The organism is Leucobacter sp. UCMA 4100 (assembly GCF_027853335.1).
GTDB lineage: Bacteria > Actinomycetota > Actinomycetes > Actinomycetales > Microbacteriaceae > Leucobacter_A.
In genome coordinates, this window is record NZ_JAFEUS010000002.1 from 1,403,047 (window position 1) to 1,415,940 (window position 12,894).

Below are 12,894 nucleotides of genomic sequence, written 5' to 3' on the forward strand. Positions count from 1 at the left end.
ATTACTGTCGCGCCCGATCGAGCTTGGCGATTTCCCTCAAGACATCGTTTCGCAACTCAACGAACGGTGCGGCGGCTGCAGCCGGAGAAGCCCGAAAAACAACGTCATACCCGGTGAAGCCGTCACGTAAGACCTCGTCTGAAATTGCTTTCAGTCTTCGCGTAATGCGATTGCGTACAACGGCATTACCGACCTTCTTCGAAACGATGTAACCGAAGCGAGCTGGTTCATCCTGGGTACGCAAAACCGCGTGGGCGACCACAAATGGTCCGCCCACGCGGCGTCCGTGACGCATCACGCGTCGATAATCATCGCCCTGAGTAATACGGTGCAGCTGTTTCGGCACTGCTCAGGCCACGATGACTTAAGCTGAGAGCTTCGAGCGGCCCTTGCTCCGGCGTGCAGCAAGGATGCTGCGGCCCGCGCGGGTACGCATGCGAAGGCGGAAGCCGTGCTTCTTGGCGCGGCGGCGGTTGTTGGGCTGGAAAGTACGCTTGCTCATGATTTCTCCGTGGTTTCGGAACTGTCTCGGAACACCGGTTCGTGAGGTCCGAGGAAGAATTTGTGACAACTAAGCGGAGCTATTGAGTCACACAAACACTTAACTTTACGCGTTTTTCTGTGATTCGTCAAAAAATGTTTTCAAGCTCGCGATTATCTCCCGTTCGCTGCAGTGCGCAGCGAACGGGCGGGGCGTGTCGTAAATTGCTTTCGCGACACGACATTTCCGCTTCTCCCCAGACACCTGTAAAGTTATCCACAGGTCGGATCGTTTCCGCCAAGGTTCCCGCTATTTCATTACTATTTTCTGTGTATAGCTTTGGGGATGAAGCTGTGAGACGGTGTGAATAGCTACTTATCTGGAGGTTACGTGAACGACGCCCAAGTGCGCGAGCTGTGGGGTGAAATCACTCTCTCAGTGATGAACGACCCAGAAATTTCGCCTTCGATGGCCGCGCAATTGGCGCTCGCTCTGCCTCGGGGCATGGGCGCGGGCATGCTCTACCTTGCAGTGCAGCACGAGTTCACACAGCGTCTTCTCGATAGCCAGCTTCGCCCCGTCATCATGCAAGCCATCGCGCAGCACCCGAATGCCGGCTCGATTGATAACTTCGCCGTACTCGTCGACACCGACGTCAGTGAAGAGCTTGAGGCAGAGGCGCATGCCTACGAGCAACAGTCTTCTCGCGAGCAACAGCACGAAAATGTTCAAGCAGGGTCAACGGGTTCATCACGTACCGCGGCTCCATCATTAGATTCAGCCGAGTCGGCCAACCAAGAACGCGATTCAGATGCCCATGCTGAAGCCGGCTTCGTTCCTTCGGGCACGGCATCACATTCGGCAGCACCCTCACAGCGAAACTACGCTTCGACGCCAACAACGGCTCCAAAATCTGAAGAATCGTTCCACCTGAACGACCAATACCGCTTTGATTCATTCGTGATCGGGCAATCGAACAGTTTTGCTCACGCCGCTGCGGTTGCCGTCGCCGAGTCACCCGCAAAGTCGTACAACCCTTTGTTTATCTATGGCGATTCAGGTCTTGGCAAAACTCACCTCTTGCACGCCATCGGCCACTACGCCATGGAGTTGTTTCATGGACTTCGCGTTCGTTACGTCAGTTCAGAAGACTTCACGAACGACTTCATTAACTCGATTGCCAATAACCAGGGTCCACAATTCCAGCAGCGGTACCGCAGTGTCGATATTTTGCTCGTCGACGATATCCAGTTTTTGAAGGGCAAGGCCGAGACGCAAGAGGCGTTCTTCCACACCTTCAACAGCCTTGTTGGTCAGAACAAGCAAATCGTTATCACGAGTGATGTTTCACCCGCGCAGCTCAAGGGCTTCGAAGACCGTATGCTCTCACGCTTCAGTTCTGGTCTCACCACAGATATTCAGGTGCCTGACCTCGAGACGCGTATCGCGATTCTTCGCAAAAAATGCCAGCGCGAGAACATCATTGTTGACCCCGAGATTCTCGAACTCATCGCGTCGAAGCTCAACTCAAACATTCGTGAGCTTGAGGGAAGCCTCAACCGCGTTCGCGCATACGCGAGCCTCAACGATCAGCCGATCGACCTTCACGTCGCGCAAACCGTTCTCAAAGACATCGTTTCGCTCGATGATAATGAAATCTTGCCGACCGACATCGTCGGGGTGGTCGCCAACTACTTCAATCTCAGCGTCGATGACCTCTACGGGCAGTCGCGCATCCAGGAAATTGCGTTTGCCCGGCAAATCGCGATGTACCTCTGCCGGGATCTGACGCCCCTTTCGCTTCCCAAGATTGGGCAGCTCTTCGGTGGGCGTGATCACAGCACCGTCATTTACGCGCATAAAAAAATTACGCAGCTCATCGCTGAACGGCGCTCGGTCTACAACCAGGTGGCCGAATTGACCTCGAAATTGAAGCATAATTCGGCCTAAATTTATCCACATCCACAGGAGGCTTGTGAATAACTCTTGATAAGTCATCCAATCTGTGGATAAGTTCTGGGCCGCTGTGGAGATCCTGTCATTCACAAGATCGGCATGATCAAGCCATTCCCAGCCCGTCCACCGCTTCTCCGCAAATGACAAAGATGTAGTTCCTTGTCCCAGAGCGGGCTGTCGGGAGTTATCCACAATATCCACAGGACTTATGACTATTACAGAATTACAACTTATAGAGGCGAAACCCAATACCCAGGTGAAAACCGAAAATCGAGCGAGCTTCTGTGACACGCTTCGTAAGAGTTACAAAACTATGCAAAGATGTTGTTCGATAGTTTGTCATTCTGAGGAGGAGTAACGAGTGCGATTTACCGTCGACAGGGACGTGTTTAACGAAGCTGTTTCGTTTACTGCCAAGCTTCTCCCGCAGCGACCTACCCAGCCAATTTTGAGCGGGGTACTTCTTGTCGCTGAAGGAGAAAGCGTTGAGCTCGGTACGTTCGACTACGAGACCTCATCAAAAACTTCAGTGAAGGCTGACATTCTCGAGCCGGGCCGTGCGCTTGTCTCGGGTCGCCTGCTTGCTGAAATTGCGAGCAAACTTCCTCACTCAGACGTGACGGTTACCCGTGAAGACGATCGCATCCTCATTCGCTGCGGATCAGCCTCGTTCAGCCTCCCATCGATGCCCGTCGAAGAGTACCCACAGATCCCTGAAATTGCCGAGGCAAGTGGTTCGGTAGACGCTTCGACATTTGCTGAAGCGATCGCTCAGGTCTCTCTTGCTGCTTCGAAGGAAGACGTTACCCCGGTGATCACGGGTGTACAGTTCGAAATCGAAGAGGGAACGCTGACGCTTACCGCCACCGACCGCTATCGTGTGGCCACGCGTGGTATCGACTGGAGCTCAGCCGGCGAAACCAGTGCAATCAATGCGCTTGTTCCAGCGAAAATTGTGACGGAGGTCGGTAAAACGTTCGGAAATGACTCAACCGTTCACATCACGATCGTCAAGGAACAAGACCGAGAGCTCATCGCATTCCGCGGTGGCTCAAAAACGGTCACCTCAGTGCTCATCAAGGGCAATTACCCTCCGGTTCAGCGCCTTTTCCCTGAGGTCGTTGACAACTATGCTGTCGTGAGCACGAACGAAATTATCGAGGCAGTGGGCCGTGTTGGTCTCGTTCTTGAACGCGAAGCGGCCCTCCGCTTCAGCTTCAGCGAGGGAAGCGTGCAGCTCGAGGGCGCAGGATCTGAATCTGCACGTGCAAACGAGACAGCCGATGCTCACCTCGTCGGTGACGAAATGGTCGTCTCACTGAAGCCACAATTCTTGCTCGATGGTTTGCGCTCAGCTCATGCCGAGTACGCGCGCATCGGCTTCACGAGAACCGATAACCCTGCAAAGCCCGGGCCAGTACTCATCTCAGGGCAGCACAGCCGAGACGAGCAGACTTCAGCAAGCTTTAAGTACCTTCTGCAGCCAAACCTGCTCTTGCGATAGGGGCAACCCTGAGTGCAGATTCGTCATCTCAGTCTTGCAAACTATCGAAACTATGCTCACGCTGAGCTAGTGTTTGCCCCAGGCATGAATATGCTGGTTGGGCGCAATGGTCAGGGCAAAACGAACGTTGCAGAAGCGCTCATGTATCTCGCGACGCTTCGATCACACCGTATTTCGCAGGATGCTGCACTCATTAAAGCGGGGGAAGACTCCGCTATTATCCGATGCAGGCTCGCCCAGGGCGAACGTGAGGCTCTTCTTGAGCTGCAGCTTAACCGCGGTAGCTCAAATAAAGCGCTCATTAACCGCCACAGCGTGAAAACTCGTGAACTCACGCAGCTTATCTCGGCTGTCCTGTTCGCCCCAGAAGATCTCATGATCGTTCGTGGAGAACCGGCCACTCGCCGATCGTTTCTTGACGATGCGCTTATCTCGCGTCACCCAGTGGCTGCTGGCGCCATTGCCGATTATGAGAAAATCCTCCGGCAGAGAAACACGATGCTCAGAGATTTCAAGCACACGGGCAGAAGCGCAAACTCGATCGAGACCCTCCTTGACGTCTGGGATGAGCAGCTTGTCGAAATGGGTTCGCAGATCATGCTGCACCGGCGAATGCTTATCGAAGATTTACGAGATCCGCTGATCCAGGGCTATTTTTCGCTCGTTGACCAGGATCACCAGCCAACTATCGCGCTCATGGAAAGCGTTCAGGAGACACTGGGTGTTTCACGTGAAACAGGAGATGCGGCAACCGTAAGCGCGAGCGTTTCACGTGAAACAATAGCCGAAGAGTTTCGCGATGCATTGCGCCTCGTCAGGGGGAGGGAGCTCGAGCGCGGGCAGACACTCGTTGGTCCACATCGCGATGACGCGGTCCTTCAGCTGAAGTCGCTACCTGTAAAAGGATATGCGAGCCACGGAGAAACCTGGTCCTATGTCCTCTCACTGAAGCTTGCCCTTGCGAGCGTTCTCAGCACTGACACCGTAGAGGGTGATCCAGTCTTGATTCTCGACGACGTTTTTGCCGAGCTTGATCTTGGTCGTCGTGAAAGGCTGTACGCTGCTGTCTCTGGTTATGAGCAGGTGATCGTAACAACTGCGGTCGAAGGTGACGTTCCGCAGGGGCATGAGTGGCACACGATCCGCATCGAAGCCGGGGAAGTGGTTGCCATTGAACCGGTTGCTGCCCACGAAAGACCTGATCAGGCTGGTGATACTGATGAGTGAGCGCATCTCGTTTGCGAGCGAAGCCTATATTCATGCGAAGTCACTTTGGAGCGGTAAGCGCTATAGCGCGATGGCTGCGAGGCGTCGAAAGGTCGACGGGACGTCTATTCCTTACGCTAAGGGCAGGGACCCAAAGAGCATCGCAGCGGTTCTCGAGACCATGACCAAAGACATGGGGTGGGGAGAGCAGCTCAGTCAAACGACGCTCATCGTTGAATGGCCTACCCTCGTCGGCAAGGATATCGCCGAGCACACAGAAGTCGTTGGCATCACCGGCAAAAAGCTCGAGATTCAATGTGACTCGACCGCGTGGGCGACGCAGCTTCGACGAATGCGCCACCAAATCGTCACGAAGCTTTTGGAGCAGTATCCCGAAGCCGGGATAGAAGACATTCTCTTCCGTGGCCCGCACACGCCTTCGTGGCGTCACGGGCCACGAAGTGTGCCTGGAAGAGGCCCGCGAGACACCTACGGTTAACCTTGCTCTTGACCAGGGGGTGTCCCTGCTGAAAATAAGCGCTAAAACGGCCCTGTAATACGCCTAAAATCGCCCAAAATTGGTAAGATGGACATCTAGGCTACAAATAAGCCGCATCGGCGCTAAGAAATGCTGGGAGAAAAAACACAAGATGGCTACTGAAGACGGTACTGGAAATAACTTATCAGAGTACGGTGCCGACGCGATTCAGGTGCTTGAGGGTCTTGAAGCGGTTCGCAAACGCCCCGGCATGTACATTGGTTCGACAGGGCCACGAGGGCTGCACCACCTGGTCTACGAGATCGTCGATAACTCGGTTGATGAGTCACTTGCGGGGTACTGCGACCTTATCGACGTAACGATTCTCGAAGATGGCGCTGTGCGCGTTCGAGATAATGGCCGTGGTATTCCCGTTGATATGCACCCGACTGAGGGGCGGTCAACGGTCGAGGTCGTGCTGACTGTTCTGCACGCCGGCGGCAAGTTCGGTGGCGGCGGCTACGCGGTCTCGGGTGGTTTGCACGGCGTGGGCTCGTCAGTGGTCAATGCTCTTTCGACGAGGTTCGATGTTGAGGTGAAGCGCCAAGGTTTCACGTGGAACATGTCGTTTGCCGGGGGAGTGCCAAATGCTCCGCTCGCGCAGGGTGAGCCTACCGATGAGACCGGCACAACGATTACCTTCTGGCCAAGCGCTGATATTTTTGAGACCGTCGAGTTCGATTACGAGACATTGCGTACTCGTTTTCAGCAGATGGCGTTCTTGAACAAGGGGCTCCGTATTAGGCTGCGTGACGAGCGGCCGCAGGAACTCGTGATCAATGATGATGGCGAAGAGGTCATGGCCGATGCGCCCCACAACGAGTTCATGTACGAGAACGGTATTCAGGACTACGTTCAGCACATCAACAAGTCAAAGCGTGCCGAGATTGTTCACGAAGAAATTATTTCGTTCGAGCAGGAGAAGGAAGACAAGTCGATTTCGCTCGAGGTAGCGATGCAGTGGACGAGTGCTTTCTCAGAGAGCGTGCACACGTACGCGAATACGATTAACACCCACGAGGGTGGAACGCACGAAGAGGGCTTCCGTGCGGCCTTGACGACGCTCATCAACCGGTACGCGCGCGACAAGAACCTGCTGCGCGAAAAGGACGAAAACCTTTCAGGCGATGATGTTCGTGAGGGCCTCACAGCAGTTGTCTCAATCAAACTTGCTGAGCCACAGTTCGAGGGCCAGACCAAAACGAAGCTCGGCAACACCGAGGCTAAGGCGTTCGTTCAAAAGCTTGTCGGTGATCAGCTCGGAGACTGGTTTGAGCGCAACCCCGCGGCAGCGAAAGACATCACTCGCAAGGCGATTCAGGCCGCTACGGCTCGACTCGCTGCCCGAAAGGCGCGCGAAACCGCACGCAGAAAGGGGCTGCTCGAGTCGGGTGGCATGCCCGGAAAGCTGAAGGACTGCTCGTCGAAGGACCCATCAGTCTCAGAAATTTTCATCGTTGAGGGTGACTCGGCAGGTGGATCAGCGGTGCAGGGAAGGAACCCTGACACCCAGGCCATTTTGCCGTTGCGCGGAAAGATTCTGAACGTCGAAAAGGCGCGTCTTGACCGTGCACTGAACAACGCCGAGGTTCAAGCAATGATCACGGCATTCGGTGCCGGCATTGGCGAAGAATTTGATCCTGAGAAGGCTCGCTATCACAAGATCGTGCTCATGGCCGATGCTGACGTTGACGGTCAGCACATTACAACGCTGCTCCTCACGTTGCTGTTCAGATACATGAAGCCGCTCATTGAGCTCGGGTATGTGTATCTCGCGCAGCCGCCCCTGTACCGCCTGAAGTGGTCGAATGCTGAGCATGAATATGTCTACAGCGACGAAGAGCGAGACCAGCAGCTCGCTGCAGGTCAGGCAGCCGGCCGCAGAATTCCTAAAGACAACGGAATTCAGCGTTATAAGGGCCTCGGCGAGATGAACTACGAAGAGCTCTGGGAAACCACGATGAACCCCGAAACCCGCAGCCTTCTGCAGGTGACGATGGAAGACGCCGTGGCATCCGACGAAATTTTTGCAACCCTCATGGGTGAAGACGTTGAAGCGCGTCGCACCTTTATCCAACAGAATGCGAAGGACGTGCGTTTCCTTGACATCTAACGAGACTCCAGAAACCGAACCGCAGCAGACTGGGGGAAACATCTCGCAGATCGACCTTCAGGTTGAGATGCAGCGTTCGTACCTTGACTACGCCATGAGCGTGATCGTTGGACGTGCGCTTCCTGATGTTCGTGACGGCCTGAAGCCAGTACACCGTCGTGTGATTTACACGATGTTTGATGGCGGTTACCGCCCTGACCGGGCCTTTTCAAAGTGCGCCCGTGTGGTCGGCGACGTCATGGGCCACTACCACCCGCACGGTGACAGCGCGATTTACGATGCGCTCGTTCGCCTCGTTCAGCCCTGGAGCATGCGTTACCCCCTGGCTCTTGGCCAGGGTAACTTCGGTTCGCCGGGTAACGACGGAGCGGCAGCCCCGAGGTACACCGAGACGAAGATGTCACCGCTCTCGCTCGAGATGGTGCGTGACATCGACGAAGACACCGTCGATTTCCAAGATAACTACGATGGGCGTGCCCAGGAGCCCACCGTGCTCACGAGCCGCTTCCCGAACCTGCTGGTCAACGGGTCAGTGGGCATCGCGGTTGGCATGGCCACAAACATCCCTCCGCACAACCTTCGTGAGGTTGCCGACGGCGCGAAATGGCATCTTGAGAACCCTGATGCGACGAAAGAGGAGCTGCAACAGGCCCTCATGCAGCGCATTAAGGGCCCCGATTTCCCGACCGGCGCCCAGATTCTCGGCACCCGAGGCATTCAGGAAGCCCAGAAGACGGGACGCGGATCAATTACGATGCGCGCGGTCGTCAACATCGAAGAGCTGCAGGGTCGCACCTGCCTCGTCGTTACCGAGCTTCCGTACCAGGTAAACCCCGATAACCTCGCGGTGAAGATCGCTGACCTCGTGAAAGAGGGAAGGGTTCAGGGCATCGCTGATATTCGCGATGAGACGAGCGGCCGTACCGGTCAGCGCCTCATCATTGTTCTCAAGCGCGATGCGGTTGCGAAGGTTGTTCTCAACAACCTGTATAAGCACACGCAGCTTCAGGAGAACTTTGGTGCGAACATGCTCGCGATCGTTGATGGTGTGCCACGCACGCTCTCGGTCGACGGGTTCATCACCTACTGGGTGAAGCACCAGGTTGAAGTTATTGTGCGCCGCACGCAGTTCCGCCTGAACAAGGCTGAGGCTGAAGCTCACATTCAGCGTGGTTACCTGAAAGCGCTCGACGCCCTCGACGAGGTCATCGCGCTTATTCGTCGTTCACCGACCGTCGATGAAGCCCGCGAGGGCCTCATGGGCCTGCTGCAGGTAGATCAACTCCAGGCAGACGCTATTCTTGGACTCCAGCTCCGTCGTTTGGCTGCCCTCGAGCGCCAGAAGATCATGGATCTCGCGAAGAAGCTTGAGCTTCAGATCGCCGAGTACCACGAGATTCTCGCCTCTGACGAGCGCCAGCGCAGCATCATCGTTGACGAGCTCGATGAGATCGTCGATCGCTACGGCGACGAGCGCCGCACCGAGATCATGTACGGCTACGACGGCGATATGTCGGTCGAAGACCTCATTCCCGAGGAAGACATGGTCGTTACGGTAACGCGTGGCGGGTACATCAAGCGCACGCGCATCGACAATTACCGTTCACAGCACCGTGGCGGCAAGGGCGTACGCGGGGCAACGCTGCGAGCCGACGATATTATCGAGCACTTCTTTGTCACGACGACGCACCACTGGTTGCTCTTCTTCACGAACACGGGACGTATGTACCGTGCGAAGACCTATGAAGCACCCGAGGGCGGTCGCGATGCAAAGGGACAGCACCTCGCAAACCTCTTGGCGCTCGGCCCCGACGAAACTATCACTCAGATCATCGACGTTCGTTCGTTCGATGAAGACGATGATCAGCTCGTGCTTGCAACCCGCAATGGGCTGGTGAAGAAGACCCCGCTCAATGAGTACGATACGAACCGTACGGGTGGCATCATCGCGATCAAGCTCCGTGACGAAGATGAACTCGTCTCGGCCATGGTGCTTCGTTCAGAAGACGACATTCTGCTCGTTTCAAAGCACGGCATGTCACTGCGTTTCACGGCAAACGACACCGCGCTACGGCCCATGGGGCGTTCGACGAGTGGCGTTCGCGGCATGAACTTCAGAGATGACGACGAGCTTCTGGCAGCCCGTGACATTCGCAACGATGAAGACTTCGTGCTCGTCGTCACCGAGGGCGGTTATGCCAAGCGCACCTCGGCGAGCGAATACCGCGTTCAGAACCGTGGTGGCTACGGCATCAAGGTCGCGAAACTCGATGAAACCCGCGGTGATATCGTCGGTGCGCTCATCGTTTCTGAAGATGCTGAGGTTCTCGCGGTGCTCGCGAGCGGTAAGGTGGTTCGAACCGACGTCGCTGAGGTTCCTGCGAAGGGGCGCAACACCATGGGTGTTGTTTTTGCGAGATTCCCAGACAGTGACCGTATTATTGGCGTCGCGCAAAATACCGAGCGTAATCTTGAAGAAGAAGGCGGGGAAGAAGCCCCGGCTGACGCAGCACAACCTGAGGATAGCAACGCATGACCAACACCGTAGCTGACAAGCTTGCGCAGAAGACTCGCAAGAAAGCCCCATCAAAACAGGTTCGTCTGAAGCTTGTATACGTCGACTTCTGGTCTGCCGTAAAGTTCAGTTTCTTGCTGTCACTGTGTCTGGCGGTCGTCAACGCTATTGCTACGGTGCTCATCTACGCTGTTCTCGCTCAGACCGGTGCCCTCGGCAAGATCGATGAGTTGTTCATGGACGTTGTCGGCGGAGACGAGACAAGCCTCATGAACTTCCTCGGCTACCCGCAGGTCATTGGCTTCGCGGTCACCGTCTCGGTGATCGGTCTCATCGTGGGCACGGTTCTCGGCGCAATTGCTGCGTTCGTGTACAACCTGCTCGTTCGAGTCTTCGGTGGTTTCCAGCTCGGATTCACCGGAAACTAAGCGCACACGCGCGGCCAAGGAAGTCGATTTGACCAAATCGACAGACATGCAGTAATGTTAAACCTTGGTTAAGGGGCTATAGCTCAGGTGGTTAGAGCGCTTCACTGATAATGAAGAGGTCCCAGGTTCAAGTCCTGGTAGCCCCACCAAATATCGCAAGGGCAGTCGAGAAATCGACTGCCCTTTGTCGTTGGTTCGTGAAACATTCTCCCGGCCGAGCGGGGCACCATCACCCGTGTTTTGCGGCGCACACAACGCGCCGGTGTTTGAGGCGAAGAATGTGGGCTCGTGGGCTGCGTTCTGCGGGGCGTTCAGGCCCGGGGGAGGGTGCGAGTATCACCAAGGCTCTGAACGGCGTGCAGAGCGCCGTATGGGCACAAGCGATGTCTTTGCGGCGGATCAAAGCCGGTGCCAACACAAAAATTCGCACAACACGCCTTCTCGTTTTGCGCGAGAGAAATCAGCCGGGTATAGTTGTTCGAGCAGGCACGGCAACCGAAGAAGAAACCGGGTCAAGCACGAAGTAGTTGCCAGGGTAAGAACGTTGTGATAAGATATACAAGGTTCAGGACAAATGGACTAATTACGGGCCCTTAGCTCAATTGGTAGAGCGTCTGTTTTGCAAGCAGAAGGTCGGGAGTTCGATTCTCCCAGGGTCCACCAAACACAAGAAAAGCCGTCCGATTCGTCGGGCGGCTTTTGTATTGTAAGGGACTCTTCACGCAAGTGAATGGTCAGGGGATGAGAAGAAAAGGTTTGGAGCTCATGGATCTTCCAGATGACGTTGTCGCTTTCGCGCACCAGCTCTTTGACGCGGCGCGCAGTGGCGATGCACCTTTTGTGCTCTCAGCGGTAAAGCAGGGCATCTCACCAGATCTCAGCGACGCGAGCGGTAATACGCTGCTCATGCTGGCCGCTTATCACGGGCACGCTCGCCTCGTGGCAGAGCTCGCATCTCAGGGCGCCAACATTAACCAGACGAATGATCGAGGCCAAACCCCTCTGGCCGGCGCGATCTTTAAACGTGACGAGGCCGTGATCAGCACGTTGCTTACGCTCGGTGCTGATCCCGACCTCGGCTCACCGTCAGCTCGCATGACGGCCAAAATGTTTGAGATTTCTCTCGACGCTTACCGCGCTTAACGGGGGCATGAGCAGCGGTCAGCCGCTGCGACACCCTCGAGCGCAGTTTCAATGTGCTCGCCGCAACCTTCCCAGGTTGCGAGGCCACAGTGAGAGCACGTTACTTTGACGCACATGAGGCGCCTCCCTTCGTTGTACCAACGGCTTTGATCTTACAAGCAGTGGTCGTGAGGCACTCTCAGTTCTACTCGTCAGGGTCTTCTGGGTCGAGTGGCTCGTGGTGGTCGAGCTCTGCAACCCCACGCTTCCAGTAGCCCTGTGCGTCGAGTTGGTCGAGGCGCACGCCGGCTTCGCGGCGTAGATAGCGGCGCAGGGTGTGATGGTGATTGCCTCGCCAGCGAGAAACGCGAACGTCGTGTCGGTGATCGTGAGCTTGCGCAGCTCGGCGAGAATACCTTCTGGGGCCTCATCGATGTCAAACCAGGTGATGTCGTCTTGATCGTCGAAGTATGCGCGCATGCGCTCGTCGACGGTGAAGAAGAACTTGTGCACCGTGACGGCATCGCTCACGGCCTCGAGCCAGCGGGACACCGCGGGAAAGGCGGTCTCGTCGGCGACAAGCACCATCTCGGTGATGCCTGCGGGTGCAAGTTTTGACCCACGTGGCCCAGCCTGCTGAATGAGCTGACCGGGGGCGGCTTCCTTCGCCCAGTCTGAGGCGGGGCCATCGGTTTCGTGCAGCACCATGTCGATGTCGAGCTCGTAGCCCTCGGCGGTTTCACGGAAGTTGAGCGGAGTGTAGTCGCGCATGATCGGCCGACCGTGGGCTTCGCCGAAAATGAGTTTGATGTGGTCTGCCGGCCCCGGTGCCTCAAAGCCTTCTAGTTCGGGGCTCGTCACGGTGATGCGGGCATAGTCTGGCGCAACCCGTGTCACGTTCGTGACTCGAAGGGTTCTGCGCTTGAGCTCGTGCATGACCCGTTCGCGTGTAAACTGCATAAATTCTCGTCTCCTTCGTCAAACTTAGGCTACCCTAACTTCTTGAGCGCCTGTCAAGCATGTGCCGGTAG

Annotated in this window: 11 protein-coding genes and 2 tRNA genes; 10 read left to right on the top strand and 3 right to left on the bottom strand. The window is 56.0% G+C overall.

Annotated features, from left to right (window positions below; genetic code table 11):
• Position 1: 1 nt before the first annotated feature.
• On the bottom strand, positions 2-346 hold the full coding sequence (rnpA, locus tag JSO19_RS06650) for a ribonuclease P protein component (protein ID WP_270910582.1): 345 nt from the start codon (positions 344-346) through the stop codon (positions 2-4).
• Between the two features lie 18 nt (positions 347-364).
• Positions 365-502: a 50S ribosomal protein L34 gene (gene rpmH, locus JSO19_RS06655; RefSeq protein WP_217133178.1), complete on the bottom strand. Its 138-nt coding sequence runs from the start codon at positions 500-502 to the stop codon at positions 365-367.
• 420 nt (positions 503-922) lie between these two features.
• Here rpmH and dnaA point away from each other — a divergent pair, with 420 nt between their 5' ends.
• From dnaA to JSO19_RS06705, 10 genes are all read left to right on the top strand, one after another.
• On the top strand, positions 923-2,431 hold the full coding sequence (dnaA, locus tag JSO19_RS06660; protein ID WP_442915711.1) for a chromosomal replication initiator protein DnaA: 1,509 nt from the start codon (positions 923-925) through the stop codon (positions 2,429-2,431).
• Between the two features lie 367 nt (positions 2,432-2,798).
• Entirely contained in the window at positions 2,799-3,941 is a 1,143-nt protein-coding gene (dnaN, locus tag JSO19_RS06665) for a DNA polymerase III subunit beta (protein WP_270910583.1), read from the top strand.
• Positions 3,942-3,953: 12 nt separating this feature from the next.
• The gene (gene recF / locus JSO19_RS06670; protein WP_270910585.1) at positions 3,954-5,168 is read left to right on the top strand and encodes a DNA replication/repair protein RecF; all 1,215 of its coding nucleotides are present in this window, start codon (positions 3,954-3,956) and stop codon (positions 5,166-5,168) included.
• Complete coding sequence (locus tag JSO19_RS06675; protein ID WP_270910586.1) at positions 5,161-5,646, top strand: DUF721 domain-containing protein; 486 nt, start codon at positions 5,161-5,163, stop codon at positions 5,644-5,646. The genes recF and JSO19_RS06675 overlap by 8 nt, the downstream gene beginning before the upstream one ends.
• Positions 5,647-5,797: 151 nt before the next feature.
• Positions 5,798-7,798 (top strand): DNA topoisomerase (ATP-hydrolyzing) subunit B, encoded by a 2,001-nt coding sequence (gene gyrB / locus JSO19_RS06680; protein ID WP_270910587.1) that lies wholly within the window; start codon positions 5,798-5,800, stop codon positions 7,796-7,798.
• Positions 7,788-10,334 (top strand): DNA gyrase subunit A, encoded by a 2,547-nt coding sequence (gene gyrA, locus JSO19_RS06685; RefSeq protein WP_270910588.1) that lies wholly within the window; start codon positions 7,788-7,790, stop codon positions 10,332-10,334. The genes gyrB and gyrA overlap by 11 nt, the downstream gene beginning before the upstream one ends.
• A complete protein-coding gene (locus JSO19_RS06690) occupies positions 10,331-10,741 on the top strand; it encodes a DUF3566 domain-containing protein (protein ID WP_217133185.1) in 411 nt (136 codons plus the stop codon). The genes gyrA and JSO19_RS06690 overlap by 4 nt, the downstream gene beginning before the upstream one ends.
• A gap of 72 nt (positions 10,742-10,813) precedes the next feature.
• Positions 10,814-10,890: transfer RNA gene (locus JSO19_RS06695), tRNA-Ile, on the top strand.
• 438 nt (positions 10,891-11,328) lie between these two features.
• Positions 11,329-11,404, top strand: a tRNA-Ala gene (locus JSO19_RS06700).
• A gap of 102 nt (positions 11,405-11,506) precedes the next feature.
• Positions 11,507-11,884: an ankyrin repeat domain-containing protein gene (locus JSO19_RS06705; RefSeq protein WP_270910589.1), complete on the top strand. Its 378-nt coding sequence runs from the start codon at positions 11,507-11,509 to the stop codon at positions 11,882-11,884.
• Positions 11,885-11,932: 48 nt separating this feature from the next.
• Here JSO19_RS06705 and JSO19_RS06710 read toward each other — a convergent pair whose 3' ends face one another.
• Positions 11,933-12,823, bottom strand: coding sequence for a siderophore-interacting protein (locus tag JSO19_RS06710; RefSeq protein WP_270910591.1), 891 nt, complete (start codon positions 12,821-12,823; stop codon positions 11,933-11,935).
• Positions 12,824-12,894: the final 71 nt, after the last annotated feature.

Excerpts from the sequence above, each read along its gene's own strand:
- rpmH (WP_217133178.1), bottom strand. The coding sequence starts at position 502 with ATGAGCAAGCGTACTTTCCAGCCCAACAACCGCCGCCGCGCCAAGAAG.
- dnaA (WP_442915711.1), top strand. The coding sequence starts at position 923 with ATGAACGACCCAGAAATTTCGCCTTCGATGGCCGCGCAATTGGCGCTC.
- JSO19_RS06675 (WP_270910586.1), top strand. The coding sequence starts at position 5,161 with ATGAGTGAGCGCATCTCGTTTGCGAGCGAAGCCTATATTCATGCGAAG.
- gyrB (WP_270910587.1), top strand. The coding sequence starts at position 5,798 with ATGGCTACTGAAGACGGTACTGGAAATAACTTATCAGAGTACGGTGCC.
- JSO19_RS06690 (WP_217133185.1), top strand. The coding sequence starts at position 10,331 with ATGACCAACACCGTAGCTGACAAGCTTGCGCAGAAGACTCGCAAGAAA.
- JSO19_RS06705 (WP_270910589.1), top strand. The coding sequence starts at position 11,507 with ATGGATCTTCCAGATGACGTTGTCGCTTTCGCGCACCAGCTCTTTGAC.
- JSO19_RS06710 (WP_270910591.1), bottom strand. The coding sequence starts at position 12,823 with ATGCAGTTTACACGCGAACGGGTCATGCACGAGCTCAAGCGCAGAACC.